The 26,402-nt window shown below is 70.3% G+C and carries 28 protein-coding genes; 22 read left to right on the forward strand and 6 right to left on the reverse strand.

The window, feature by feature from the left end; translation table 11 throughout:
• The first annotated feature begins 15 nt into the window (after positions 1-15).
• The gene (modB, locus tag FDA94_RS22460) at positions 16-753 is read left to right on the forward strand and encodes a molybdate ABC transporter permease subunit (RefSeq protein WP_137249096.1); all 738 of its coding nucleotides are present in this window, start codon (positions 16-18) and stop codon (positions 751-753) included.
• On the forward strand, positions 750-1,781 hold the full coding sequence (locus tag FDA94_RS22465; protein WP_137249056.1) for an ABC transporter ATP-binding protein: 1,032 nt from the start codon (positions 750-752) through the stop codon (positions 1,779-1,781). The genes modB and FDA94_RS22465 overlap by 4 nt, the downstream gene beginning before the upstream one ends.
• On the opposite strand, the gene murG is transcribed toward FDA94_RS22465, so the two are convergent.
• The 3 genes from murG to FDA94_RS22480 form a co-directional block, all read right to left on the reverse strand.
• On the reverse strand, positions 1,769-2,908 hold the full coding sequence (gene murG, locus FDA94_RS22470) for an undecaprenyldiphospho-muramoylpentapeptide beta-N-acetylglucosaminyltransferase (protein ID WP_137249057.1): 1,140 nt from the start codon (positions 2,906-2,908) through the stop codon (positions 1,769-1,771). The two genes, FDA94_RS22465 and murG, sit on opposite strands and share 13 nt — an antisense overlap.
• Before the next feature lie 64 nt (positions 2,909-2,972).
• Positions 2,973-3,836 (reverse strand): sporulation protein, encoded by an 864-nt coding sequence (locus FDA94_RS22475; RefSeq protein WP_137249058.1) that lies wholly within the window; start codon positions 3,834-3,836, stop codon positions 2,973-2,975.
• Between the two features lie 45 nt (positions 3,837-3,881).
• A complete protein-coding gene (locus tag FDA94_RS22480; RefSeq protein ID WP_246060090.1) occupies positions 3,882-4,682 on the reverse strand; it encodes an ion transporter in 801 nt (266 codons plus the stop codon).
• A gap of 50 nt (positions 4,683-4,732) precedes the next feature.
• On the opposite strand from FDA94_RS22480, the gene FDA94_RS22485 reads away from it, so the two are divergent.
• A complete protein-coding gene (locus FDA94_RS22485; protein ID WP_137249060.1) occupies positions 4,733-5,371 on the forward strand; it encodes a LysE family translocator in 639 nt (212 codons plus the stop codon).
• A gap of 4 nt (positions 5,372-5,375) precedes the next feature.
• Here the strand turns inward: FDA94_RS22485 and FDA94_RS22490 are convergent, their stop codons facing one another.
• Positions 5,376-6,092: an SDR family NAD(P)-dependent oxidoreductase gene (locus FDA94_RS22490; RefSeq protein ID WP_212735449.1), complete on the reverse strand. Its 717-nt coding sequence runs from the start codon at positions 6,090-6,092 to the stop codon at positions 5,376-5,378.
• Between the two features lie 86 nt (positions 6,093-6,178).
• Between FDA94_RS22490 and FDA94_RS22495 the strand changes: the two genes are divergently transcribed.
• From FDA94_RS22495 to FDA94_RS22525, 8 genes are all read left to right on the forward strand, one after another.
• Positions 6,179-7,789 carry an ABC-F family ATP-binding cassette domain-containing protein gene (locus tag FDA94_RS22495; protein WP_137249062.1) on the forward strand — a complete coding sequence of 537 codons (1,611 nt, stop codon included), beginning with the start codon at positions 6,179-6,181 and terminating at the stop codon, positions 7,787-7,789.
• 105 nt (positions 7,790-7,894) lie between these two features.
• The gene (locus FDA94_RS22500) at positions 7,895-8,656 is read left to right on the forward strand and encodes a hypothetical protein (RefSeq protein ID WP_246060091.1); all 762 of its coding nucleotides are present in this window, start codon (positions 7,895-7,897) and stop codon (positions 8,654-8,656) included.
• 23 nt (positions 8,657-8,679) lie between these two features.
• The gene (locus FDA94_RS22505) at positions 8,680-9,762 is read left to right on the forward strand and encodes a saccharopine dehydrogenase family protein (RefSeq protein ID WP_137249064.1); all 1,083 of its coding nucleotides are present in this window, start codon (positions 8,680-8,682) and stop codon (positions 9,760-9,762) included.
• 117 nt (positions 9,763-9,879) lie between these two features.
• The gene (locus tag FDA94_RS39360; protein WP_170991069.1) at positions 9,880-10,233 is read left to right on the forward strand and encodes a hypothetical protein; all 354 of its coding nucleotides are present in this window, start codon (positions 9,880-9,882) and stop codon (positions 10,231-10,233) included.
• On the forward strand, positions 10,230-11,177 hold the full coding sequence (locus FDA94_RS22510; RefSeq protein WP_170991070.1) for an alkaline phosphatase family protein: 948 nt from the start codon (positions 10,230-10,232) through the stop codon (positions 11,175-11,177). The genes FDA94_RS39360 and FDA94_RS22510 overlap by 4 nt, the downstream gene beginning before the upstream one ends.
• A 128-nt stretch (positions 11,178-11,305) precedes the next feature.
• Positions 11,306-12,604, forward strand: coding sequence for an RNA polymerase sigma factor (locus FDA94_RS22515; RefSeq protein ID WP_137249066.1), 1,299 nt, complete (start codon positions 11,306-11,308; stop codon positions 12,602-12,604).
• Positions 12,576-13,223, forward strand: coding sequence for a hypothetical protein (locus FDA94_RS22520; RefSeq protein WP_137249067.1), 648 nt, complete (start codon positions 12,576-12,578; stop codon positions 13,221-13,223). Before FDA94_RS22515 ends, FDA94_RS22520 begins: the two co-directional genes overlap by 29 nt.
• 57 nt (positions 13,224-13,280) lie before the next feature.
• Entirely contained in the window at positions 13,281-14,330 is a 1,050-nt protein-coding gene (locus FDA94_RS22525; RefSeq protein WP_170991071.1) for a C40 family peptidase, read from the forward strand.
• 1 nt (position 14,331) lies between these two features.
• Here the strand turns inward: FDA94_RS22525 and FDA94_RS22530 are convergent, their stop codons facing one another.
• Positions 14,332-14,811: an inorganic diphosphatase gene (locus FDA94_RS22530; protein ID WP_030452941.1), complete on the reverse strand. Its 480-nt coding sequence runs from the start codon at positions 14,809-14,811 to the stop codon at positions 14,332-14,334.
• An 83-nt stretch (positions 14,812-14,894) separates the two neighbouring features.
• On the opposite strand from FDA94_RS22530, the gene dacB reads away from it, so the two are divergent.
• The 11 genes from dacB to FDA94_RS22585 all read left to right on the forward strand — a co-directional run bounded on the left by dacB (position 14,895) and on the right by FDA94_RS22585 (position 25,252).
• Entirely contained in the window at positions 14,895-16,277 is a 1,383-nt protein-coding gene (gene dacB, locus FDA94_RS22535; RefSeq protein ID WP_246060092.1) for a D-alanyl-D-alanine carboxypeptidase/D-alanyl-D-alanine endopeptidase, read from the forward strand.
• A 23-nt stretch (positions 16,278-16,300) separates the two neighbouring features.
• Positions 16,301-17,377, forward strand: coding sequence for a zinc-dependent metalloprotease (locus tag FDA94_RS22540; protein ID WP_170991072.1), 1,077 nt, complete (start codon positions 16,301-16,303; stop codon positions 17,375-17,377).
• A complete protein-coding gene (tilS, locus tag FDA94_RS22545; protein ID WP_137249069.1) occupies positions 17,374-18,354 on the forward strand; it encodes a tRNA lysidine(34) synthetase TilS in 981 nt (326 codons plus the stop codon). The genes FDA94_RS22540 and tilS overlap by 4 nt, the downstream gene beginning before the upstream one ends.
• A gap of 11 nt (positions 18,355-18,365) precedes the next feature.
• Positions 18,366-18,923 carry a hypoxanthine phosphoribosyltransferase gene (gene hpt, locus FDA94_RS22550; protein WP_062336902.1) on the forward strand — a complete coding sequence of 186 codons (558 nt, stop codon included), beginning with the start codon at positions 18,366-18,368 and terminating at the stop codon, positions 18,921-18,923.
• 260 nt (positions 18,924-19,183) lie between these two features.
• A complete protein-coding gene (gene ftsH / locus FDA94_RS22555; protein WP_137249070.1) occupies positions 19,184-21,190 on the forward strand; it encodes an ATP-dependent zinc metalloprotease FtsH in 2,007 nt (668 codons plus the stop codon).
• A gap of 5 nt (positions 21,191-21,195) precedes the next feature.
• A complete protein-coding gene (gene folE / locus FDA94_RS22560) occupies positions 21,196-21,780 on the forward strand; it encodes a GTP cyclohydrolase I FolE (protein WP_137249071.1) in 585 nt (194 codons plus the stop codon).
• Between the two features lie 94 nt (positions 21,781-21,874).
• Entirely contained in the window at positions 21,875-22,732 is an 858-nt protein-coding gene (gene folP / locus FDA94_RS22565) for a dihydropteroate synthase (protein WP_137249072.1), read from the forward strand.
• Positions 22,719-23,159, forward strand: a complete 441-nt coding sequence (locus FDA94_RS22570) for a nuclear transport factor 2 family protein (protein WP_137249073.1) — start codon at positions 22,719-22,721, stop codon at positions 23,157-23,159. The genes folP and FDA94_RS22570 overlap by 14 nt, the downstream gene beginning before the upstream one ends.
• A 761-nt stretch (positions 23,160-23,920) precedes the next feature.
• On the forward strand, positions 23,921-24,283 hold the full coding sequence (gene folB / locus FDA94_RS22575; protein ID WP_137249074.1) for a dihydroneopterin aldolase: 363 nt from the start codon (positions 23,921-23,923) through the stop codon (positions 24,281-24,283).
• A complete protein-coding gene (folK, locus tag FDA94_RS22580; protein ID WP_170991074.1) occupies positions 24,280-24,780 on the forward strand; it encodes a 2-amino-4-hydroxy-6-hydroxymethyldihydropteridine diphosphokinase in 501 nt (166 codons plus the stop codon). The genes folB and folK overlap by 4 nt, the downstream gene beginning before the upstream one ends.
• A gap of 10 nt (positions 24,781-24,790) precedes the next feature.
• Positions 24,791-25,252 carry a DUF3180 domain-containing protein gene (locus FDA94_RS22585; RefSeq protein ID WP_137249075.1) on the forward strand — a complete coding sequence of 154 codons (462 nt, stop codon included), beginning with the start codon at positions 24,791-24,793 and terminating at the stop codon, positions 25,250-25,252.
• Here the strand turns inward: FDA94_RS22585 and FDA94_RS22590 are convergent, their stop codons facing one another.
• Positions 25,253-26,398, reverse strand: a complete 1,146-nt coding sequence (locus tag FDA94_RS22590; protein WP_137249076.1) for an NADH-quinone oxidoreductase subunit D — start codon at positions 26,396-26,398, stop codon at positions 25,253-25,255.
• Between the last annotated feature and the right edge of the window lie 4 nt (positions 26,399-26,402).

A 26,402-nucleotide genomic window follows, 5' to 3' on the forward strand; every position in this document is an offset into this window, starting at 1 on the left:
CCGGCCGTGCTGGGGATGGCGTTCCTCGTCCTGCCGCTGGCGGGGCTGCTCGTCCGGGCGCCGTGGTCGACGCTGCCGTGGCGGCTGTCCGAACCGCAGGTCCTGGAGGCGCTGCGGCTGTCGCTGGTCACCGCGTCCATGGCGACGGCGGTCTGCCTGGTGCTCGGGGTGCCGCTGGCCTGGCTGCTGGCCCGCACCGACTTCCCCGGCCGCCGGCTCCTGCGCGCCCTGGTGACCGTGCCGCTGGTGCTGCCGCCGGTGGTCGGCGGCGTGGCGCTGCTGCTGGTGCTCGGCCGGCGCGGGCTGATCGGGCAATGGCTGGAGTCGGCGTTCGGGTTCTCGCTGCCGTTCACGACGGCCGGGGTGGTCGTCGCGGAGGCGTTCGTGGCGATGCCGTTCCTGGTCATCGCCGTCGAGGGCGCGCTGCGCGCCGCCGACGTGCGCTACGAGGAGGCCGCCGCGACCCTGGGCGCCTCCCGCTTCACCGTGTTCCGCCGGGTGACGCTGCCGCTGGTCGCGCCGGGCGTGCTGGCCGGGGCGGTGCTCTGCTGGGCGCGGGCTCTGGGGGAGTTCGGCGCGACGATCACGTTCGCGGGCAACTTCCCCGGCCGCACCCAGACGATGCCGCTGGCCGTCTACCTGGCCCTGGAGACCGAACCTGAGGCGGCGATCGTGCTCAGCCTGGTGCTGCTGGCCGTGTCGGTGGTCATCCTGGTCGCGCTGCGCGACCGCTGGGTGGGGGCGGCGGCATGACCTTGCGCGCCCGGATCGTGGTCGAGCGGCCGGCCTTCCGGCTCGACCTCGACCTGACGGTCGGCCGGGGCGAGGTCGTCACGCTGCTGGGTCCCAACGGAGCCGGCAAGACGACCGCCCTGCGCGCCCTCGCCGGGCTGACCCCGCTGACCGAGGGCTCGATCGAACTCGACGGCGTCCGCATCGACCGCGAACCGGCCGAGCGACGCCCCGTCGGCGTCGTCTTCCAGGACTACCTGCTCTTCCCCCACTTGTCCGCGCTCGACAACGTCGCCTTCGGTCCCCGCTGCCGGGGAAGGTCGAAGGCCGAGGCCCGGCTGCTGGCCCGGGAACTGCTCGACCGCATGGGTCTGGCGGAGTTCGCTTCTGTACGCCCCCGCCGCCTCTCCGGCGGACAGGCCCAGCGGGTGGCCCTGGCACGGGCCCTCGCGGTCGAGCCGCGCCTGCTGCTCCTCGACGAGCCGCTGGCCGCCCTCGACGCCCACACCCGCCTGGAGATCCGCTCCGAGCTCCGCCGCCGCCTGTCCGGCTTCGACGGCGCGACCGTCCTGGTCACCCACGATCCGCTCGACGCGATGGTGCTGGCCGACCGGCTCGTGGTGATCGAGAACGGCGCGGTCGTCCAAGAGGGCACGCCGACGGAGATCGCCCGCCGCCCCCGGACCGACTACGTGGCCCGGCTCGTCGGCCTCAACCTCTACCGGGGCGAGGGCGACGGCGACCGGGTGCGGGTCGGCGACCTGGCCTTCGCCGCCGAGGAACACGTGACCGGCCCGGCGTTCGTGGCGTTCGCGCCGCGCGCGGTGGCGCTCTACCGCGCCCGTCCCGACGGCAGCCCCCGCAACCTGTGGGAGGGCCGGATCGACGGCGTCGAACGGCACGGCGACAACGTCCGCGTCCACGTCGAGGGCCCGGTGCCGGTCGCCGCCGACGTCACCCCGGCCGCCGTGGCCGAGCTCGATCTCACGCCCGGCCGCCCGATCTGGGTCTCGGTCAAGGCCGCCGAGACGCACGCCTACCCGGCGTGAAGGACCTCGTCGGCGAGCCGCTCGGCGGCGTCGGGACGGCCGTGCCGCCGGGCCTGGGCGGCCAGCGCCGCACGCCGCGCGGGGTCGGCCAGCAGCGGCGCGACGGCCGCCTGCAGCTTCTCGGGCGTCACCTCGCCGAGCAGCGCGACCGCGGCCCCGGCCCGCTCCAGGTAGGAGGCATTGTGGGCCTGCTCGTTCCCGGCGGAGCTGGCCAGCGGGATCAGCACGGCCGCCTTCCCGAGCGCCGTGACCTCGGCGATGGTGCCGGCGCCGCTGCGCGAGACCACCACGTCGGCGAGCGCGAGCACGTCGGGCAGTTCGGCGCCCACGAACCCCTTGACCTGGTAGCGGGCCGCCAGGGCCGGCGGCAGGGTGCGCGCCGCGGCGGCGACCTGCTCCTCCTCGGCGGGGCCGCACTGGTGGACGACGTTCGCCCGCTCCAGCAGCCACGGCAGGATCGCCGTGACGAGCCCGTTGATCTGCCGGGCCCCTTGGGCGCCGCCGGTGACGTACACGGTCGGCAGGGCGCGGTCGAAACCGTCAACGGGCGCGCGGTCGGCCCGCCCGGTGAGCACCTCGGCCCTGACGGGGTTGCCGGTCACCACGGCCCGCTTCCGCGCCGCGCCCGACAGCAGCTCCAGCGACGCCTCGGCCGTCACCGCGACGCGGGCCGCCCCCCGGGCGAGCACCCGGTTGGCCAGCCCGAGCCGGACCGTCTGCTCGTGGATGACCAGCGGCACCCGGCACACCCGCGCCGCCACGCCGACCGGCACCGCGACGTAGCCGCCGGTGCCCAGCACCACGTCGGGACGGAACCGGCGCACGATCGAGCAGGCCTGGTAGACCCCGAGCGGCACCCGGAACATGTCGCGCACGTTCTCGGCCGACAGCATCCCCAGCACGTTCCTGGCGCGGCGCACCTTGCCGGTCGCGACGGAGGCGAACGGGATGCCCTCGGCGGTGGCGACCCGCTCTTCCAGGCTCCCGGCCGCGCCGACCCAGAGCACCTCCAGCCGCCCGCCGGTCCGGGCGCGCAGCGCGCGGACGGTGGTCAGCGCCGGAAAGGTGTGCCCACCGGTGCCGCCTCCGGAGACGATCAGCCGGAACGGTTCTGCCTCGAAGATCACGACCCGGGACGATAGCAGCCGGAACGGCGGCCACCGGCACGGTGACCGCCGTTCGCGGGGTTCGTCACTCCTCTTCGAAGACGTCCTCGAAGACCTCGTCCACGACCTCGCCCAGGATCATGCCGCCGACGACGCCCGCCGCGGCCCCGGCGACCACGCCGCCCATGCCGATGCCGCCCCCGTGATGTCCGCCGTGATGTCCGCCGTGGTGGCCGTAGGAGCGCTGGGACAGCCAGTCGCCGACGACCGACGTCCAGTCGGTGCTCAGCGCCTCCTGGTGGGTGGTCGGGAAGCGGCCGATCGCGTCGTGGCCGCCCTCGATCACGATCTCCAGGTGGTGGGGGTCGGAGATGAAGGTCACCTCGATCTCGCCGTACTGGTGGGAGGTGAACTCGATCTCCTGGTAGAACGGCAGCGTCTGGCGGGAGCCGCCGATGTGCCCGGCCTCCAGGTCGGCCGAGCGGAAGTGGAAGCCCAGCCGCGACAGCGACTCCAGCACGTGCACCTGCGAGGGCAGCGGTGCGACCTCGACCATGTCGAGGTCGCCCTTGTCGACCGCCTTGGCGATGGCCAGTTCGGTGCGCACGCCGATCGCCATGCCGCGCAGGCCCTCGCTGATCGGGGTCTCCCACGGCACCGGGAGCTGGAACGGGATCGTCCGCTCCTCGCCGGTCCGGAGGATGAAGGGCCCGGAGACCGGGAAGCCGAAGAACTCGCGCAGCCCGCTGCTCTCGCCTTCACCGTGCTCGATCTCGACGCGCGCGACGAGGCTGAGGGTGATGTGCTCGATCTCCGCGTCGACCTCGCCGCCCTTGATCCGCACCTCGCCGGAAAGGGCGCCGCCGGGCTGGGTGCGCGGGTTGTGCAGAACGGTGTCCACTGAGGGGGCGCCGACGCCGAATGCGCTCAGCATCCGTTTGAAGACCACGTTTTCTCCTGTCGGGTTGGACGTCTCGACCGCACGCCAGAACGCTCAGCGCCGGCCCACGGTTCCGCGTTCGAGAAGAAGATCGAGTTTGGCGTGGAGCGAGGCGACCTCGTCGCGGAGTTCGACCAGCTCGGCCTGGGCCTGCTCCTCCGACGGGGAGGGTTCGGCGTCGTCCATGGCGTTCACCACGACCGCGATGAAGAGATTCAGCGCGACGAAAGTCGAGATGAGGATGTAGGAGATGAAGAACAACCACGCCCAGGGCTTGTGCGACATGACCTCCTTGGCGACCGTGCCCCAGTCGTCGCCGGTCATGATCTGGAACAGCGTGAAGAGGGAGTCGGGGAGCTCGTCGAACCGCTGCGGCGCGACCTCGCCGAACAACTTGGTCGCTATCACCGCCGCGACGTAGATCATGAGCAGCAGCAGTCCGATGATCGAGGCCATCCCCGGCACGGCCGTGAGCAGCGCGCCGACGACCCGCCGCATGCTCGGCACGGCCGACACCAGACGAAGCGCGCGCAGGATGCGCAGCGCCCGCAGCACCGATGTCGGCCCGGACGCCGGGACGAGCGCGACCACCACGATGACCAGGTCGAACCAGTTCCACGGGTCGGTGAAGAAGTCGCGGCGGTAGGCGTAGAGCCGGGCCAGGATCTCGATTGCGAAGATCGTCAGTGCGATGTGGTCGATGGCGACGAGCAACCCGCCGACCTGGGCCATGAGGGTGGCGCTGGTCTCGCAGCCGATGGTGATCGCGTTGACGACGATGATGATGACGACGGCACGCTGAACGGAAGGACGTTCGAGAAACCGGCGAACACGTTCATGTCGGGCTAATTCCACGCGGAAGATCATCCCACTGGTCCTGTGGGACGTTTGTCATCATGGTGGTCATGGACGCCCACCTCCTCGCGGCCTTCGCGGTAGCGACGTTCCTCCTCAACGTCGCCCCCGGGCCCGACCTGCTCTTCATCATCACCAACGGCGTCGCCGGCGGGCGCCGGGCCGGCTTCCTGGCCGCCCTCGGAGTCTCCACCGGACTCGTGGTGCACTCCGTCGCCGCCGCGTTCGGCCTGGGGTTCCTGATCGCCAGGGCGCCCGAGGCGCTGACGGTGGTCAGGATCGCGGGGGCGGTCGTGCTGCTCTATCTGGCGTACACGACCTGGAAGGGCAGTCGCGTGGCCCTCGACGTCGCCGAGGTTCCACAGCGGTCGCTCCGGCGCGTCTACTTCATGGCCGCGCTCACCAACCTGGCCAACCCGAAGGTCATCCTGTTCTACCTGGCGTTCGTGCCCCAGTTCATCACCAAGGGCGACCAGGCCTGGCCGGTGACGGCCCAGATGCTCGTCCTCGGGCTGATGTTCATCGTCACCGGGCTCATGGTCGACGGCCCGGCCGGCCTGCTGTCGGGCCACCTCTCGGAGCGCATCGCCCGCCGCCCCGGCTTCCGCACGTGGATGGAGCGCGTCTCGGCCGGCGTCTTCGCCGTCCTGGCCGCGCGGCTGGTCCAGGAGACGACGACGACCCGGTAGCGACCTAGAGCGCGGAGCCGCCGCCGTCGACGGGAACCACGGCCCCGGTCATGTACGACGCCTTGTCGGACGCCAGGAACGCCACGACGTCGGCGATCTCCTTGGGGTCGGCGGCCCGGTGCAGCATCGTGCTCTCGTCGAACTCCTTGGCCCGCTCGCCCATGCTCTGGTACATTGAGGTCACCACCGGTCCGGGCGCGACGGCGTTGACCCGCACCCCCCGTTCGGCGAACTCGGCCGCCCACGTCCGGGTGAGTTCGTTGAGGGCGGCCTTGGTGGCGCCGTAGACCGACAGGAACGGCACGGCCACCACCGAGGCGATGGTTGAGATGTTCACGATCGCGCCGCGCCCGCGTTCCATCATCCCCGGCACGAGCGCCTGGGTGAGGAAGTAGGGCGCCCTGAGGTTGAGCGCGAGGGTCTTCTCGAAGACCTCGGGATCCTGGCCGACGGTCGCGGAGACCGGCGCCATCCCGGCGTTGTTGACGAGCACGTCGACGTCGCCCGCCTCGGCGGCCAGGTCGTGGAGCGCGTCGAGGTCGGTCAGGTCGGCGGGCACGAACCGGGCGGAGCCCCCCTCGCGCACGATGTCGTCGACGACCATGGCGCCCTTGGCGGCGTCGCGGCCGGAGACGATGACGTCGTCGCCCTGGGCGCCGAACACGCGGGCGCTCTCGGCGCCGATCCCATCAGTGGACCCGGTGATGAGCACAGATCTCATAACAGACATAACCGGCAAATCGGTCAGCTCAGTTCCGTTCGGATAACTGTTGGCACCCGATCTCCCGTCTCAATACCCTCGACCCCATGGCCCACGTCGAGATCGCCCATATCACCCATGTCCTCCCAGACGGGCGGCCATTGCTGAACGACGTGTCCTTCCGCATCGGCGAAGGCGTCAAGGCCGCCCTCGTGGGCCCCAACGGCGCGGGCAAGACGACGCTCATGCGGCTGATCGCGGGCGATCTCCAGGCGGTCGAGGGCACGGTCGCCAGTTCCGGCGGCCTCGGCGTGATGCGCCAGTTCATCGGCAGCATCCGCGACGGCCGGACCGTCCACGACCTGCTCCTGTCGGTCGCCCCGACGCGGGTCAGAGACGCCGCCGAGCACCTCGCCAAGATCGAGCTCCTCATGATGGAGCGCGACGACGAGAAGACCCAGATGCGCTACGCGCAGGCGATCACCGACTACACCGACGCGGGCGGCTACGACATCGAGGTCCTCTGGGACACCTGCACGATGGCGGCTTTGGGCATCCCGTACGACAACTGCAAGTACCGCGAGGTCAACACCCTCAGCGGCGGGGAGCAGAAACGGCTGGTGCTGGAGGCCCTGCTCCGGGGCCCCGACCAGGTCCTCCTCCTCGACGAGCCCGACAACTACCTCGACGTGCCGGGCAAGCAGTGGCTGGAGCAGGTCCTGCGGGAGACCCAGAAGACCGTCCTGCTGGTCTCGCACGACCGCCAGCTCCTCGCCAACGCCGCCGACCGCATCGTCACGGTCGAGTCGGGCAACATCTGGGTCCACGGCGGCGGCTTCACCACGTACGCCCAGGCCCGCAGAGAGCGCAACGAGCGCCTCGACGAGCTGCGCCGACGGTGGGACGAAGAACACGCCAAGCTGAAGCGCCTGGTCAACATGCTGAAGCAGAAGGCCACCTACAACGACGGCATGTCGGCCGCCTACCACGCGGCCCAGACCCGGCTCCGCAAGTTCGAGGAGGCGGGCCCGCCCGAGATGGCGGCCAAAGACCAGAACATCAACATGCGCCTGCGCGGCGGCCGCACCGGCAAGCGGGCGGTCATCTGCGAAGGCCTGGAGCTCACCGGCCTGATGAAGCCGTTCGACCTGGAGATCTGGTACGGCGAACGCGTGGCCGTGCTGGGCTCCAACGGCTCCGGGAAGTCCCACTTCCTCCGGCTCCTCAGCGGCGACGACGTGAACCACACCGGCGTCGCCCGGCTCGGCGCGCGGGTCATCCCCGGGCACTTCGCCCAGACCCACTCCCACCCCGAGCTGATGAAGCGCACCCCGTGCGAGATCGTGATGACCGAGCACGCCCGGCTCAAGAACGAGGCCATGAAGATCCTGGCCCGCTACGAGCTGGCCGGGACCATCGCCGAGCAGCGCTTCGAGACCCTGTCGGGCGGCCAGCAGGCCCGGCTCCAGATCCTCCTGCTGGAGCTGTCGGGCGCGACGCTGCTGCTCCTCGACGAGCCGACCGACAACCTCGACCTGGCCAGCGCCGAGGCGCTCCAGGAGGGCCTCGACGCCTTCGAGGGGACCGTCATGGCGGTCACCCACGACCGCTGGTTCGCCGCCGACTTCGATCGCTACCTGGTCTTCGGCGCCGATGGGAAGGTCTACGAATCGTCAGAGCCGGTCTGGGACGAGGGGCGGGTCGTCCGCGCGCGTTAAAGATTGGGTCCGCTGTTGGCGGGTCGAGGTGAACGGGCCGCGCGCACGCGTTATCACGGCCTGGTGACGCACCGTATGACAGCCCTGGCCCTGTCGCTCCTCTCCGTGACTCTCCTGGTTTCCGGGTGCTCGGGTGGCGAAGAGGCCAAGAAGACCGAACTCGCCCCGCTCGCGCTGAAGGAGCAGACCTCCTCCGTCGTGCAGGCCAGTGGCGGTTACCTGGTGAACTGGGCGGCCGTGCTCAACAACGGCAACAAGTGGCACTTCGGCGAGAACGCGGTCGCCACGATCACCGGAAAGGACGCCGCCGGCAAGGAGGTCGTCCGGATGGAGCAGCCGCTCGACGCGGTCGCCCCGGGCGGCTCGATGGCGTTCACGGGGGAGGCGCTGGCGGTCGAGAAGCCGGTCAGCGTCAAGATCGACTACAAGCCGGCCTCGTGGCACCAGGCGGCGCGGGTGCCGTCGGCGTACAAGACGTTCCCGGTGAGCCGGGTGTCGACCGAGAAGCTGGGCGCCTCGTCCTACCTGATCACCGGCTACGTCGAGTCGCCCTTCACGCGTCCGGCCGGGAGCCTGGTGGTGACCGGGCTGCTGCGCGACGCCGCGGGCAAGCTGATCGGCGGGGGCACCGCCTTCGTCGACGACGTCCGGCCGGGGGCGAGCCGGCGGTTCATCATCACGGTCGAGAGCGTCAGCGCCGGGGTCGCCGCCGCCACCGCCGTGACGGCGCGCACCTGGGGCGCCACCGCCAAGCCCTATGAGGACCTGGCCGCGGGCGGGGCCGCGCCGATCTTCACACAGGCCCCGAAGACCGCGCCGTTCGCCAAAGACCGGGGCTACACCGTCATCACCGAACAGAAGCCGTGAACCCGTGAGGTTACGGTAATGGCATGACCACCCCCCGTATCGTCCTGTTCGGCGCCACCGGCTACACCGGGCGGCTCACGGCCAAGGCGCTGGTCGCGCTGGGCGCCGAGCCGCTGCTGGCCGGGCGGGACCCCGCCCGGCTGGCCGATCTGGCCTCCTCGCTGCCGGGCACGTTGCCCACGGCGGTGGCCGACGCGACCCGGCCGCGCTCGGTGGCCCGCCTGCTCCGGCCCGGCGACGTGCTGGTCTCCACCGTGGGACCGTTCCTGCGCTGGGGCGACGCGGCGGTCATGGCGGCCATCGAGGCGGGCGCGGTCTACCTCGACTCGACCGGTGAACCCCCCTTCGTCAAGCGCGTCTTCCAGCGCCACGGCCCCGAGGCGGCCGCGGCGGGCGCGACCCTGATCCCCGCCTTCGGGTACGACTACGTCCCCGGCAACCTCGCCGCCGCCCTCGCCCTCCGCAAGGCCGGCAACGACGCGATCAGGGTCGACGTGGGGTACTTCCTGCGCGGCAACGTGGCCAAGAGGGCCAGCGCCGGAACCCGCGCCTCCGCGCTGAGCATGATCCTCGAACCCATGTACGGCTTCCGCGACGGCCGCATCGTCCGGGAGACCGGCCGCACCCGGGCCTTCGCCTTCGGCGCCCGCCGCCGCCACGGCATCGCCATGGGGGCCAGCGAGCACTTCGCCCTGCCGCGCACCCATCCCCGGCTGCGCGAGGTCAACGTCTACCTGGGCTGGCTCGGCGGCCTGACCCGCGCGGCGGGCGTCTTCGCCAGGGCCACCCCGGTGCTGCGGGCGCTGCCCGGCTCGAAGAGGCTCCTGGCGGCCATGGCCGAGAGGGCGGCCCGGTCGGCGAACCTGGAGGCCCCGCCGATCGCCTCCCAGACCATCGCCGAGGCCTACGCCGACGACGGCACCCTGCTCGCCACCGTCCGCCTCAACGGGGGCGACCCCTACGACCTCACCGCCAGGATGCTCGCCTGGGGCGCGACGAGCGCCCTGGTCGGCGGGGTGGGCGGCATCGGCGCGCTCGGCCCGGCCGAGGCGTTCGGCCTCGACGCCCTGGCCGACGGATGCGCGTCCGCCGGGCTGACCCCGTGAATCACCAAGAAACCGCGCGTCGCGGAGGTATCACTCAGCGTTCGTGATATCCCCCGAATAAGGCTCGATCTTTTCTTCCGGGGGGCGATTTCCATGAAGAACCTCAAAGTACGGCCTATGCCTCGATTCGGGCGCGGCACCGCCTCCACGAAAGACCTCATGACCTCCTGGGCCCTCGTCGAGGCGGCGGTGGCGCGGCGCGACGCCCCGTACACCTCGGTCGTCTGGACCGCCCGGCTCGGCTACCTCTCGCTCCCGCTGCTCTTCCTGGGCGGCGTGGGCGTCTTCCTCGCACTGGGCGCGCTGGTCATGGGCGTACGGGCGCTGCGGGAGATCGCCGACGACCACCCCCGGTCGATCAACCGGGGCGTCGTCGAGACCGCCATGGTCTGTGCCGGGGTGACCCTCGCGCTGGGCGCCTCGGCCGCCGCCGCGGCGGGGCTCGCGATCGTGGCCGGCGGGCTGGCGTGAGACCTCACCGGGCGAGACACGGCCGTCCTTCGGCCGTCCGTGTCTCGCTGGCCCTCGCCACGGTCGTGGCGCTCAGCTGCGCCCCGGTCGCCCACGTCGAACCACCGCCGCCGAAGCCGGTGCCGAAGGTCCTGGTGATCGGCGTCGACGGGGTGCGCACCGACCGCGTCCTCACCACTAGGGCGACCTATCTGCGCGCCCTGATGAGCGAGGGCCTCTACGCCACCGGGCACCTCGATCTGGCTCCCGGCGTGAAATCACTGAGCGGTCCGGCGTGGTCGACCATTCTCACCGGCGTCAATCCGGAAAAGCATGGCGTACACGACAACACCTTTAATGGACGCCAATACACGAGATATCCTGATTTCCTGACCCGGCTGGAAAGACTGCGTCCCGATCTCGACACCCTGGCCGTCACCCTGTGGCGGACCTTCTTCGAGACCGGCCTGCTCCACCAGGTCGACTGGCACGCCACCCTGCGCCCCGGCGTCGACTACGCCGAGCACCTCAAGGACGAGATGATCATCCGCCGGATGACCGACCTGATCGCCCGCCACCAGGTCGACGTGGTCTTCCTGCACCTGGTCAACCCCGACAAGGTGGCCCACAAACACGGCCCTCTCGGCTCCGAGTACGTCACCGCGCTCGACACCCTGGACCTCGGCATCGGCCGCCTCGTCGACGCCGTCAGACGACGGCCCACGTACCCGAACGAGAAGTGGTCGGTCATCGTGGTGACCGACCACGGGCACCGCGACGAGGGCGGTCACGGCGGCCTCTCGCCGGAGGAGCTCCAGATCTTCCTGCTCGCCGCGGGCCCCGGAATCCGGCACGAACGCCGCCACGAGGCGAAACTCGTCGACGTCGCGCCGACCGTTTTCGCCCAGTTGGGGATGCGAATTCCGGCCGACTTCGAAGGCGTTCCGCTCGGTGGAGAAAAGTGAGCCGCGGGCGGCCGAAGGCCGACCGTGGCTCGCGCTCATGAATCTGCCCCAAATAACCGGGAAAATAGCGGCGGAGAATGCGGCAGAAATCCTGAACTCCAAGTTACGGATCCATTACCTTCTGTGACATGACCGATCGCGATCTGGTTCAGGCCCTGCGCGCCCGCGATCCGGGTGCTCTCGCCGCTCTCTACGACGCCCACGCCGAAGGCGTCTACCGCTTCTGCTGGTTCCTGCTCGGCTCCGAGGGCGCCCAGGTGGCGTTACGCGACACCATGATCGCCGCCGAGGCCCACATCGACGCCCTGCGCGACCCCGACCGCCTCTACGTCTGGCTGCTCGCGCTGGCCCGCGCCGAGTGCCGGCGAAGGTGGCAGGCCGGGCAGCCGGCCGAGCCCGAAGAGGCTCCCGACGCCGCCGCCTGGCACGCCGTCCACGGCCTGCCCGCGGCCGACCGGGAGATCCTCGAACTGTCCCTGCGCCACGGCTTGGCCGCCGCCGACCTGGGCACGGTCCTCGGCCTGAGCACCCGCCACGCCGAGGCCCTGCGCGAGTCGGCCTCGCTCCGGCTGCAAGACGCGATCACCGCCGAGGTGCTGGCCCGCCGCGACCCCGGCGACTGCCCGGCCCGGTCGGTCCTGGTGGCCGACGCCGAGGGCGGCGACCCCGACGAACGCCGCGCCCGCGTGGTGAACCACATCTTCAGCTGCGAGACCTGCCGCCCCCACCGGGCCCGCCAGGTCTCGGCCGGCAAGGTCTTCGCCCTGCTGCCCCTCCCGGTGATGCCCGACACGGTGCGCGTACGGGTGATGAGCTGCTTCATCGACCCCGAACTGCTGGCCTACCGCCGCTACGTCGCCCGCCGGGCCGGGCCGCTCGACCCCGACGGCTTCCCCGGCACGCAGCAGCGGCGCGGGCGCCACGTGGCCGCGGGCGCGCTGGCGGCCGTGGTCGCCGCGGCCGTGGTGGTCGTGCTGGTCATGCAGGTCACCGGCGACCCGATGGAGAACCGAGGCGGCGTGGCCGCGCCGACCGCCCAGCTCTACACCCCCGCCGCGACCGTCAGCGACTATCCGCCGAAGGTCCCGCCCAAGGTGCCGCCGCCGATCCGCACGCTCGACCCGGTCAAGGAGTCGTCCCAGAGCGCGGTGGCGCGGCCGCGTCCGACCGTGCTCGGCGTCCACTACCCCCGGCCCGAACGCGTCGCCCCGCCGCGCCCCCGTCCCACCAAGACCGCCCAGGGCGAGCCGCAGCACAGCCGCCCGCCGGGCCCCCGTCCGTCACCCACCCCGGTCGCCACGGTCACCCCGGCGGCCGAACCGGTCGACGTCGAAGTGGCCTCCATCCCCCAGCCGGACGACCGCGACCATGAGCACGAGCACGTGAAGGGCGAACACCATGGCCACCGACGGCTTTGCCGTTCGTGATCGCCGGGTCTACCCAGACCTGCCGCCCGCCCCGCTGGCCGACCTCGTCACCAAGGCCCACGAGGCGGCCTGGCCGGTCTGGCTCGACCCGGGGCCCCGGATGCTCCGCGACGTCCTCGACCTCAGCCGCCTCCAGGCCGCCAGGGCCCTGGCCATCCTGACCTGGCTGGCCGAGGGCCAGGCCCCCGACGACATCACCTGGCTGCTGTCCTCCCGCCGCCTCACCGGCCCCCGCCAAGACCGCATGTACGGCGAGGCCGCCCGCCTCCCCGCCCCCGTCCTCAACCTGGTCGTCGCCAACTGGACGTGGGTGCAGAGCACCCCCCACGGCGGCCGGGTCACCGCCCCCTACCTGGCCGGCACCGCCTACCCCGACGACGGCTACGCCGCCGCCCACGCCGCCATCACCCTCGCGCAGATCCACGAACGCCACCCCGAGGCCCGGCCGGCGCTGTCGGTCGCGTGGGCGGCCTGCCGGACCGCCGCCGACTGGTGCAAGGCGGCCGAACTGAGGGCCACCCACGGCGGCGACGCCCCGGTGTTCGCCTACCCGCGCGGCCCCGACCCGGTGACCACGGGCATGCGCCCCTGGATCTCTCGTCTGCTGAAACTCGTGTGACACCCTTTGCCATTGGGGCCGGTGTTCCTTGAGTGACCTGCGGGAATGTGCCTGCGCATGTCGAATCGCAGGTCAAGGGCGCTGCCCGCGACGCTCGTCGTCGCCGGGTTGCTGGCCGGGGCGCCGGGCGAGGCCGCCGCGACGCCGGCCCCCCGCGACACGATCACCGCGCAGGTCCGGGAGCTCGCCCGCAACCAGGTGAAGCTGGCGCGGGCCGAAGATCGCCGCCGTGAGCTCGTCAGAGACGCCGAACGCCTCGTCGAGGCCTACAACGGCGAGCTGGTCAAGGTGCGGCAGGCCCGGGCCGAGCACGCCGAGGTCACCGCCGACCTGCTGGCGGCGGAGCGGACCGTCGAGGAGGCCAGGAGCCGGGCCGCCGCCCTGGCCGCCGACGCCTACGGGGTCGACCTGGCCAACCCGATGATGGCCCTGCCGGGCGCCCCCGACGCGCTGATGCGCCGGGCCAGCCTGGTCACCCAGATCGGCGACGAGCGCGCGGCCGTCATCGACCGCCTCGACGACAGCCGCGAGGTGCTCCGGATCCTGCAGAACCAGGCCGCCGACATGCTCGACGAGGCCCATCGGGCCGCGGCCGAGGCCGAGCGTCTCAAGACGGCCGCGGAGGAGGCCGTGCGGACGCAGCTGGCGGAGACCAGGGAACTGCGCAGGGAGCAGCGTGAGATCGAGGATCGGCTCGACCTGGCCCGGTTCAGGTTCGGCGCGGGCCCGGCTGCTCCCGGCTGGGCGCTCACCGCTGGGGGCGCGGGCGGGGAGGCGGCCCGCTGGGCGCTGGCCCAGCTCGGCAAGCCCTATGTGTGGGCGGCCGACGGCCCGGAGAGCTTCGACTGCTCGGGCCTGACCATGCGGGCCTGGGAACGGGCCGGCGTGCCGCTCGACCACTGGACCGGCACGCAATGGACCGCCGGGCCGCACGTCGAATCAGCCGACCTGCGCCCCGGCGACCTCGTCTTCTTCGGCGACCCCATCCACCACGTCGGCATGTTCATCGGACGCGGCCTGATGGTCCACGCCCCCCAGACGGGAGACGTGGTCCGCATCGCGTCGATGTGGCGGCCCGACTACGTCGGCGCCACGAGACCGGGCTGAGTCAGTGCTTGGCGCGCTTGTAGGAGCGCTCGATCTCGGCCTCGGCCTCGGTCCGGCCGACCCAGTTGGCGCCTTCGACCGACTTGCCGGGCTCAAGGTCCTTGTAGACCTCGAAGAAGTGCTGGATCTCCAGCCGGTCGAACTCCGGGACATGGTGGATGTCGCGGATGTGCTCCTGGCGGGGGTCACGTGAGGGGACGCAGAGGACCTTGTCGTCGCCGCCCTTCTCGTCGGTCATCCGGAACATGCCGACGGCGCGACAGCGGATGAGACACCCGGGGAAAGTCGGTTCCTGGAGGAGGACGAGGGCGTCGAGGGGGTCGCCGTCCTCGCCGAGGGTGTTCTCGATGAAGCCGTAGTCGGCAGGGTACTGAGTGGACGTGAAGAGCATCCGGTCGAGTCGGATCCGGCCGGTCTCATGATCCACTTCATATTTGTTGCGTTGCCCTTTGGGTATCTCAACGACAACGTCGAACTCCACTGCCATTTCCTCCGCTCAAGCCATCCGAGTGGTCCCGGAGTGGCGTTAGTGTCTCGTAGGCGTAACTAGGGAGAGGTCACGTGGTGCGACGCGAGCGTTGGGTGGTTGTCGCCACCCTCGCGCTGCTTCAGATGTTCGTCATCGCCGCGGGCGTCTACCTCGTGGTCAACGGCAACGAGCGGATTCCGATACAGGCCGCGGCCCCCAAACCGGCCCCCACACCGATCGTCACGGCACCGCCTGTTCTGGTCGCCGCGCTCGACGGCCCTCTCCCGGCTAAGAGTACTTTGACCACCCTGCTACGTGACGCCATGGGTGACCCGGGAATCGGGGGCAAGGTCGCAGGTACCGTCATCGACACAGAAACCGGGCAGACGCTGTTCGATGAGGGCTCGACCACCGCGCTGACCCCGGCGTCCACCACCAAAGTGGTCACCGGCGCCGCGGCGCTCGCCTCGATCGGCGCCGATGTGACGTTCGCCACGACGGTCGTCCAGACCGCCCCCGGCAAGATCGTTCTGGTCGGCGGCGGCGATCCGACCCTGGCCGGGCCCAAGGCCGACCCCCGCGACCACTATCCGCGGGCGGCCAGCCTCCAGACGCTCGCCTCCCGCACCGCCAAGGCGCTCAAGGCCGCCGGAGTGAAGTCGGTCACGCTGTCCTACGACGCCTCGCTCTTCCAGGGCCCGGTCACCGCGCCGGGCTGGAAACCGACCTACGTGCCCGAGGGCAGCGCCTCCCCGGTGACCGCGCTGGCCATCGACGAGGGCCGCCTGGTGCCCCGCAACGACGCCCCCCGCTCGGCGAACCCGCCGGCCGACGCGTCCCGGGCGTTCGGCGACCTCCTGGCGAAATACGGCATCAAGGTCGGCAAGACGATCAAGCCCGCCAAGGCGGGCCAGCCCGGCCGGGAACTGGCCCGGGTCGAGTCGGCCCCGGTCTACGCCCTGGTCGAGCGCATGCTGACCGAGAGCGACAACGACCTGGCCGAGGCGCTGGGCCGCCACGTGGCCATCGCCGAGAAGCAGCCGCACACTTACGCCGGTCAGGCCAAGGCCTACCGGGCTGTGCTGACCCGCCTCGGGATCACCCAGGGCGTGGAGGTGCACGACGGCAGCGGCCTGTCGACCGCCAACAAGATCACCCCGGCGGCGCTGGCGAAACTCGTCGCGCTGGGCGCCTCCCCCCAACACCCGCAGCTCCACTCGCTGATCAGCGGAATGCCCGTCGCGGGCTTCACCGGCACCCTCCACGGCCGCTACGGCGAGGCCGACTCGAAGGCCGGAGCCGGATTGGTCCGGGCGAAGACGGGCACGCTCGACGGAGTGAACACACTGACGGGCCTGGTCCACACCGCCGACGGGAGGCTGCTGAGCTTCGCGTTCATGGCCAACGGCGTCACCGACCCCGGCAAGACCGTCAAGGCGCTCGACCGGCTGGCGACCCTGGTCTCGCGCGCCGCCTGAACCGACGACATACGGTGGTGAACATGCAGGTGATCGACTGGGATCTCGCCGTCGCTACCGGAGTCAGGCTCGTCCGCCCGGGGCCACAGGTGAGCCGTGAAGAAGCAAGACAGGCCGTCAGCGAGCTTCGGCGCCTGTCGCGCGAGGCCGAGGTCCACGTCAAGGAGTTCACCGGGATCGACTCGGCGCCTCCTGAGGAGGCCACCGTCGTCGACCGTCCGGGCTGGATCCGGGCCAACGTCGAGGGGTTCAAGGTCGTCCTCGAACCGCTGTCCGAGAAGGTCGGCAACATGCCGGCCATCGTCAGCGCCGTCGGCTCGCGCATCACCGGCGTCGAGGTGGGCGCCGTCCTGGCCTTCCTCGCCAGCCGGGTCCTCGGGCAGTACGAACTGTTCCTGCCGCCCGACCCCGACGGCAACGCCCCGACCGGCCGCCTCACCCTGGTGGCCCCCAACATCGTCAACACCGAGCGCGAGCTGCGCGTCGACCCTCGCGACTTCCGACTCTGGGTCTGCCTCCACGAGGAGACCCACCGGGTCCAGTTCACCGGCGTCCCGTGGCTGCGCGAATACCTCCAGGCCCAGATGAAGGAGTTCCTCACGATCTCCGACATGGACCTGTCGACCCTCCTCGACCGCATGCGCGACGTCACCGACGCGGTCGCCGACGCCTTCCGCGGCGGCGAGGGCAACCTGATCGAGGCCATCCAGACCCCCGAGCAGAAGGCCGTGCTCGACCGGGTGACCGCCGTGATGACCCTGGTCGAGGGCCACGGCGACTACGTGATGGACGCCGTCGGCCCCAGCGTGGTGCCCTCGGTGGCCGAGATCCGGGCCAAGTTCCAGCAGCGCCGCGCGGGCGGTTCCCGCGTCGACCAGGTGATCCGCCGCCTGCTCGGCGTCGACCTCAAGATGAAGCAGTACGCCGAAGGCTCCTCCTTCGTGACCACCGTGGTCGAAGAGGCCGGAATGGATGGCTTCAACCGGGTCTGGACCTCCCCGGAGACCCTGCCCACCCGCCAGGAGATCTCCGATCCCCAGGCGTGGATGCGCCGGGTCCTCGCCACCAACGCGCTGGAGCCTGATCACAAGTCCGCCTGATGGGTCCTCATCCGGCGGTCGCCGACGTCCGCCGCGCGATCCGCGCATCGCTCTCCGACCTCGACAAGGGCAGTCTGGTGCTCGCCGCCTGCAGCGGCGGCGCCGACTCCCTGGCGCTGGCCGCCTGCCTCGGCTTCGTCGCCCCGCGACTCGGCCTCCGCGCCGGGCTGGTCACGGTCGACCACGCCCTGCAGCCCGGTTCCCGGTCAAGAGCCGATGATCTTGTACGTCTGGCGCCCGGCCTGGGCCTGGACTCTTATTCGGAGGCGGTCACCGTCGAGGTCGGCACCCTCGGCGGGCCGGAGGCGGCGGCCCGGATCGCCCGCTACGCCGCCCTCGACGAGGTGTCGGCCCGTCTCGGCGCCGTGATCCTGCTCGGCCACACCCGCGACGACCAGGCCGAGACCGTGCTGCTGCGGCTGGCCAGGGGCAGCGGCTCGCGCTCCCTGTCGGGGATGGCGGAGGTCTCGGGCGTCTACCGGCGGCCACTGCTGGGCGTGAGCCGTACAAGAACGGAAGAGGCCTGCGAAGCACTCGGCCTGAGCCCCTGGCACGACCCCCACAACGACGACCCGCGGTTCACCCGGGTCAAAGTACGGCAAATCTTGCTGCCGCTCCTGGAGTCCGAGCTCGGCCCCGGCATCGCCGACGCGCTCGCCCGCACCGCCCGGCTCTGTCGCGACGACGCCGACGCCCTCGACGACTGGGCCGACCGCGTCTACGCCGAGGCCAGAGACCTCGGCACCGGCCTGTCCACCGCCCTCCTCGCCGAACTGCCCGCGGCGGTACGCCGCCGGGTGATCCACCGGGCCGCCGTCGCCGCCGGGTCGCCGCCCTCGGCCCTCGCGGCCGTGCACATCGAGGAGGCCGAGCGGCTGATCACCAGCTGGACGGGGCAGAAGGGGGTGGACCTACCCGGAGGGGTGGGTGTGGTTCGCCGATATGGCAGGCTGATGTTCACCAGCTCCCTCTCGTAAGGAATTCGCAGGTGGACGCAGCCGACATGGGCAGAGACCTGTCCAGGGTCCTCATCTCCGAGGAAGAGCTCCAGACCAAGATCAGGGAACTCGCCGGGAAGATCGACGCCGACTATGCGGGCCACGAGCTGCTCATCGTCGGGGTGCTGAAGGGCGCCGTCATGGTGATGGCCGACCTGGCCCGCGCGCTCCACGTGCCCGTCCAGATGGACTGGATGGCGGTGTCGTCCTACGGCGCCGGCACCAAGTCGTCGGGCGTGGTGCGGGTGCTGAAAGACCTCGACACCGACATCGCCGGTCGTCACGTGCTGGTCGTCGAGGACATCATCGACTCGGGCCTGACCCTGTCGTGGCTGCTCAACAACCTCCAGTCGCGCAACCCGGCCTCCGTCGAGATCTGCACCCTGCTCCGCAAGCCCGACGCGGTGAAGGTGCCCCTCGACGTCAAATATGTGGGTTTCGACATCCCCAACGAGTTCGTCATCGGCTACGGGCTCGACTACGCCGAGCGCTATCGAAACCTCCCATTCATCGGCACTCTCGCGCCACATGTCTATGGCGGCGAATAAGCCCTGAGCGAAGTGGCCCCTCCGGAGGCTTGATATTTGCTCTCCGCGAAGGGAACACGCCTGTCCCTGACGTACGTTGGATGAGCAATGCCCGAGCCTGCCGGGCGGTGACCCTCACCGGCGGCTCGGTGTACCTTCTGATAACCCGGGGGCGGCCCTGGGTAGTCAGAAGGAGCGGCAAAGGGTGCCGCGACCCCCTTTACCCAAAGGGGGCCAGGCCTTGGTCAGGAAGGGACGGGCCCGCCGGGGTTCCGCATCGGATGGATCTCAAGCGATTTACACGTGGGCCACTGCTGTGGATCCTGGGCATCGTCGTGCTTCTGCTGCTCGTCACGACGTTGATGAACACCGGCGGCAATTACACCACCGCCGACACCTCCACTGTTCTCCAGCAGATCAACAGCGGCAATGTGGTCAGCGCCAAGGTGACCGACAGAGACCAGGTCGCCGCGGTGACCCTGGCCAAGCCCATTCAGGTCGGCGGCAAGTCGACCGACCGCATCCAGGCTTCCTGGGTGACCGGTCAGGGCGTCCAGATCACTGAGGCGCTCGCGAAGGCGAACCCGAAGAACGGGTGGACGGTCGAGGTTCCCAAGGAGAACTTCTTCGTCACCCTGCTCATGAGTTTCCTGCCGATCATTCTGATCGTGCTCTTCTTCTTGTTCTTCCTGAACCAGATGCAGGGCGGCGGCTCCCGGGTGATGAACTTCGGCAAGTCGAAGGCCAAGCTCATCACGAAGGACACGCCGAAGACCACGTTCGCCGACGTGGCCGGAGCCGACGAGGCCATCGAGGAGCTCCAGGAGATCAAGGAGTTCTTGCAGGCACCGGCGAAGTTCCAGGCCATCGGCGCGAAGATCCCCAAGGGCGTCCTGCTCTACGGCCCGCCCGGAACCGGTAAGACCCTGCTCGCCAGGGCCGTGGCCGGCGAGGCCGGGGTGCCGTTCTACTCGATCTCCGGTTCCGACTTCGTCGAGATGTTCGTGGGTGTCGGCGCGAGCCGCGTCCGCGACCTGTTCGAGCAGGCCAAGGCCAACGCCCCCGCCATCATCTTCATCGACGAGATCGACGCCGTCGGCCGTCACCGCGGCGCGGGTCTCGGCGGTGGTCACGACGAGCGCGAGCAGACGCTGAACCAGCTCCTCGTCGAGATGGACGGCTTCGACGTCAAGGGCGGCGTGATCCTCATCGCCGCGACGAACCGGCCCGACATCCTCGACCCGGCGCTGCTGCGTCCCGGCCGGTTCGACCGGCAGGTCACCGTCGACCGTCCCGACCTCGAGGGCCGTAAGGGCATCCTCAAGGTGCACGGCCGCGGCAAGCCGTTCGCCGAAGGCGTCGACCTCGACGTCATCGCCCGCCGGACGCCCGGTTTCACCGGCGCCGACCTGGCCAACGTGATCAACGAGGCGGCGCTGCTGACGGCCCGCCAGGACAAGAAGCTCATCACGATGGAGATCCTCGAAGAGTCGATCGACCGCGTGATGGCCGGCCCCGAGCGCAAGTCGCGGGTCATGTCCGACCAGGAGAAGAAGATCATCGCGTACCACGAGGGCGGCCACGCCCTGGTGGCCCACGCGCTGCCCAACTCCGACCCGGTCCACAAGATCACGATCCTGTCGCGCGGCCGCGCCCTCGGTTACACGATGACGCTGCCGATGGAAGACAAGTTCCTGGCCACCCGCTCCGAGATGAACGACCAGCTCGCGATGCTGCTGGGTGGCCGCACGGCCGAGGAGCTCGTCTTCCACGAGCCCACGACCGGCGCCTCCAACGACATCGAGAAGGCGACCTCCATCGCCCGCCGCATGGTGACCGAATACGGCATGAGCGAGAAGCTCGGCGCCCGTAAGTTCGGCTCCGGCAACGGCGAGGTCTTCCTCGGCCGCGAGATGGGCCACGAGCGCGACTACTCCGAGCAGATCGCGTCGTCGATCGACGACGAGGTCCGCCGCCTGATCGAGTCGGCACACGACGCGGCCTGGGAGATCCTGGTCGAATACCGTGACGTGCTCGACAACCTGGTGCTGGAGCTGATGGAGAAGGAGACCCTGTCCCGCGAGCAGGTGCTGGAGATCTTCAGCCCGATCGTGGTCAGGGAGAAGCGTCCGTCCTACGCCGGTTACGGCAAGCGGCTGCCCTCCGACCGTCCTCCGGTCATCACGCCCAAGGAGGTCGCCGCGGCCAACGGTCACGGCGCCCCCGCCATCGCCTCCGGCAACGGCTCGCCCGTCGCGCAGCCCGCACCCCAAAAGGACGAGGCGTAAGAAAAGTGGTTGGCAAGCCTCTCCAGGTCGACAACGCCCGGATCGAAGCGGCCGTACGCGAGATTCTCATCGCGATCGGCGAAGATCCGGGCCGTGAGGGCCTGGTCGAGACCCCGGCGCGCGTCGCCCGAGCCTACGCGGAGCAGTTCGCGGGGCTCGGGCAGAGGCCGGAAGACGTACTCACGACGGTGTTCGACGCCGACCACGACGAGATGGTCCTGGTGCGCGACATCGAGATCTACTCCACGTGCGAACACCACCTGGTGCCCTTCCACGGGGTGGCCCACATCGGCTACATCCCCAACGACAAGGGCCAGGTGACGGGCCTGTCGAAGCTGGCCCGGCTGGCCGACCTCTACGCCCGCAGGCCCCAGGTCCAGGAGCGGCTGACCTCCCAGGTCGCCGACGCCCTCATGGAGGTCCTGAAACCCCGCGGCGCGATCGTGGTCATCGAGGCCGAGCACATGTGCATGACCATGCGGGGCGTCCGCAAACCGGGCGCCAAGACGATCACCTCGGCGGTCCGCGGCATCTTCCGCGAAGACGACAAGACCCGCGCCGAGGCGATGTCGCTGATCATCGGCCGCTAGTTTTCGATCGTTATCCACAGGTGGCCCCCGGGCGGCGGATCGAGATGCCGGAACGCCTAGGCTTGATCCCGATCGACCACATGAGGAGCCGTTGATGAGCGCGTTCACCGTGCCGGGGCTGCCCGATGCCGGGCGCTGCCTCGTCATGGGCGTGGTCAACGTCACCCCCGACTCCTTCTCCGACGGCGGCCGATGGTTCGACCCCGAGATCGCCATCGCCCACGGCCTGGCCCTGGTCGAGCAGGGTGCCGACATCGTCGACGTCGGCGGGGAGTCGACCCGTCCCGGGGCCGCCCGGGTCTCCCTCGACGAGGAGCTGCGCCGGGTCGAGCCGGTGATCCGCGCCCTGTCCGCCGAGGGCGTGGTCGTCAGCGTCGACACCATGCGCGCCGAGGTCGCCGAGGTGGCCGTGGCAGCCGGGGCCCGGCTGGTCAACGACGTGAGCGGCGGCCTGGCCGACCCGGTGATGCCCCGGGTGGTGGCCGCCTCCGGCGTCGCCTACGTGGTGATGCACTGGCGCGGCCACAGCAGAGACATGGAGAGCCGGGCGATCTACAGCGACGTGGTCACCGAGGTGAGTGAAGAGCTGCGCAAGCGCGTCGACTCGGTGCTCGCCGAGGGCGTCCGCGAGGAGCAGCTGATCCTCGACCCCGGTCTGGGGTTCTCCAAACAGGCCGACCACAACTGGGCGCTCCTGGCCGGTCTCGACCGCCTCCGGGAACTGGGCCGTCCCTTGATCATCGGGGCGTCCCGCAAACGCTTCCTGGGCCGGCTGCTCGCCGGTCCCGACGGCGAACCCCGCCCGTTCGCCGAGAACGACGACGCGACCCTGGCGGTCACCGCGCTCGCCGCCCGAGACGGCGCCTGGTGCGTTCGCGTCCACGACGTCCGACCCAACGCCGACGCCGTACGGGTTGCCGCGGCGTGGAGGGCAGCCGATGAAAGAGGTTGAAGACCTCAACCAGGCCTTTTACGCCGCGATCGAAAGCGCCGACCTGGATCGGATGTCCGAGATCTGGGTGGAGGACGTGCCTGACCACCTGGTGGCGATGTGCGTCCATCCCGGGTGGCCGATGCTGTCGGGTCGTGGCGAGGTGCTGCGGTCGTGGGCGCTGATCATGGCCAACACGCCTTATATCCAGTTTGTGCTTACTGACGTACAAACGACGGTTTTAGGGAATGTGGCGGTGCTGACCTGCGCCGAGAACATCCTGACGGCGGCCGACGCCGAAGACGTGGGGGACACGGGGTTCGCCGCCGGGCGCGTGGTGGCGACGAACACGTTCGTGAAGACGGCGGGTGGCTGGAGACTGTGGCACCACCACGGGTCGCCGGTATTGCAGACGGGCGACGACGAGGAAGAAGAAGAGACGCCCTGACCTGAGCGGTTCCTTGCTTTCGATTGGGCCTGCGACTTGCGCTCAGGGGTGCCGTTCTCAAGCCGATGAACTGGTTGCGGCACGGGTGGTCGGCGCGGTGCGAGCTAGACCACGCGACGCGGGTGAGGGGCAGGCCGCAGGGCTCTACGTTCGGGCATGTGCTGGGGTGGGGCGTTGAGTGCGATGGCGTGCTGTTTGGCTTAAGGGCGTGCACAGTCTGGGTCTTGGCGGCCTGATGCGGGGAATTAGGTGGGGTCTGCGCTTGTAGGCGGAGGACCCTGGTGGGCTGGCATGCGCTGGTTTGTGTGAATGGCGTGCCTTTGAGCGCTGGGCTGTGCGGCAATTCCCGTCTGGTGAGTGATGCGGGCTTTTGGATTCGGGTGTGGGCGGAATGGTTCTGCGTCTTCCGGCCGCGCATTGCCAAACTTGGGGCACCCGACGCACATGCGTCATCACGTCGCCTAGATCGGTGGTTGTGCGGTATTTGGTGCAGCTCCAAGACGGTCGGCGTCGTTCAGAGCCCTCCAGGTCGCCGTTCTGGCCGGGTGGCTGTGCAGAGGGGCCGTGGTTGCCGACGGCGCTTGCTCGCGCCCTGTGGGGCCCTGGGAAGGGGGCGGGGCTTGGTTGGTGGTGGATGGGTTGGGTTTTTGGGGTTTCGTGGAATGTGGGTTCGGGCGGGGGGCGTTGTGGTCGTCGGAATCGGTTGGCTGTAGAAAGTGATCTCGGGCAGGAAGCCCGGAGGAGATCGGTGCGGAGGTGTCGTGGGCCTCGATACGGTGAGCTTGAAAGGGCTTCGGGCCAGGGGGCGGCATGGCTGCCTGCCCGCTGAGCGTGAGCTGGGGCAGGAGTTCGTCGTCGACGCGACGCTGTTCCTCGATGTGCGGCCGGCGGCGGCCGGTGACGATCTGACCAAGACCGTCGACTACGGGGCGCTGGCGCTCGAGCTGGTGGCCGTGGTCGAGGGGGAGCCGGTCGATCTCATCGAGACGCTGGCCGAGCGGTTGGCGGCGGTCTGTCTGCGCTATGAGCTGGTGGAGAACGTCGAGCTCAGTGTGCACAAGCCGGCGGCGCCGATCCCCCTGCCGTTCGACGACGTGGTGGTGACGGTCAGGAGGTCGCGGTGAGGGTCGTCTTCTCGCTCGGCTCCAACCTCGGGCAGCGGATGGACTATCTGCAGAGCGGTCTCGACGCGCTGTTCGACGCGCCCGGCATGTCGTTCGTGGCGCTGTCGCCGGTCTATGAGACCGATCCCGTCGGCGGGCCCTCGCAGGGGGCCTTTCTGAACGCCGTGGTGATCGCCGAGAGCTCGCTCGACCCCCGGACCCTGCTCGACCGGGCCCTCGGGGTGGAAGACGCGTTCGGGCGGGTCCGGAAGGAGCACTGGGGGCCGCGCACCCTCGACGTCGACATCATCATGGTCGGCAGCCTCATGTCCGACGAGGCCGAACTCATCCTGCCTCATCCGCGCGCCCACGAAAGGGCCTTCGTGCTGGTGCCGTGGGCGCAGGCCGACGCCTCGGCGGTGCTGCCGGGGCGGGGGTCGGTGGCGGCGTTGCTGGCCGGTCTCGACCAGAGCGGCGTGCGCCTCCGGGCTGACCTGTCACTGGAACCCCCGCTTTAGGAGTCTTGTCGTGAAGCCCAGCAATCCCGGTGTGCTCGTCGGCGTCGTGGTCGTGTTCGCCGTCGTGACCTGGGCGTTTCTGCAGGGGGCCTATGCGAGTCTGCCGCAGGTGCCGTGGACGGCCATCCCCACGTTCCTGCTGCTGGCGATCGGGGAGGCGTACACGGGGTGGCTGACCCGGGGGCGGATCATGCGGAAAGAGGACACCACTCCGCCTGAGCCCCTGGTGGTGGCGCGGCTCGCGGCGCTGGCCAAGGCGACGGCGCTCGCGGGGGCGGCGTTCGCGGGGGTGTTCGCGGGCTTCTTCATCCACACCCTGGGGATGTTCGACATCCCCGGGCCCCGGCAGGACGCGCTCGTGTCCGCCGGGTCGCTGCTCTCGGCCGTGCTGCTGGTGTGCGCGGCGCTCTACCTGGAGTTCTGCTGCCGGATTCCGGGCGACGAGAACGGCCAGAACCAGCGGCCCGCCTGATCATTTGTCGATGTCGCCGACGACGAAGAACATCGATCCCAGGATGGCGACCATGTCGGCCACCAGGTGGCCCGGCAGCATCTCGCGGAGGACCTGGATGTTGTTGAAGCTGGCGCTGCGCAGCTTCAGCCGCCACGGCGTCTTCTCGCCCCGGCTGACCAGGTAGTAGCCGTTGATGCCCAGGGGGCTCTCGGTCCAGGCGTAGGTGTGGCCTTCGGGGACCTTCAGGATCTTGGGGAGCCGCTGGTTGATCGGGCCGGGCGGCAGGTCGGCGAGCCGGTCGAGGCAGGCGTCGGCCAGGTCCAGCGAGACTTTGACCTGGTCGAACAGGACCTCGAAGCGGGCGTGGCAGTCGCCCGCCTCCCGGGTCACGACCTTGACCGGAAGCTCTCCGTAGGCCAGGTAGGGGTCGTCGCGCCGCAGGTCCCAGTCGACGCCCGACGCGCGGGCGATGGGGCCGCTGACGCCGTACTGGCGGATCGTCTCGGGGGTCAGGACGCCGACGCCCCGGGTGCGGGCCAGGAAGATCTCGTTGCCGGAGATCAGGTTCTCGATGTCGGGGAGGCGGCGGCGTACGTCGGCGACGGCCTGGCGGGTGCGGGACATCCAGCCTTCGGGGAGTTCCTCCTTCAGGCCCCCGACGCGGTTGAACATGTAGTGCATCCGGCCGCCGGAGATCTCCTCCATGACCGCCTGGAGGGTCTCGCGCTCGCGGAAGGCGTAGAAGACCGGGGTGATGGCGCCCAGTTCGAGGGGGTAGCTGCCGAGGAACATCAGGTGGTTCAGGACGCGGTTGAGCTCGGCCAGCAGAGTGCGGGCCCAGACGGCCCTGACGGGGACCTCCATGCCGAGCATGCGCTCCACCGCGATGACCACGCCGAGTTCGTTGGCGAAGGCCGAGAGCCAGTCGTGGCGGTTGGCCAGGACGATGATCTGGCGGTAGTCGCGGACCTCGAAGAGTTTCTCGGTGCCCCGGTGCATGTAGCCGATGATCGGCTCGGCGGTGCCGATGCGTTCGCCGTCGAGGGTGAGGCGGAGCCTCAGCACCCCGTGGGTCGACGGGTGCTGGGGGCCGATGTTGAGGATCATGTCCTCGGTCGCGAGTTCTTTGGCGCCCGCGCCCATGCCGACCACGATCTCGCTCATGGTG

The organism is Herbidospora galbida (genome assembly GCF_005233835.1).
Classification (GTDB): domain Bacteria; phylum Actinomycetota; class Actinomycetes; order Streptosporangiales; family Streptosporangiaceae; genus Herbidospora; species Herbidospora galbida.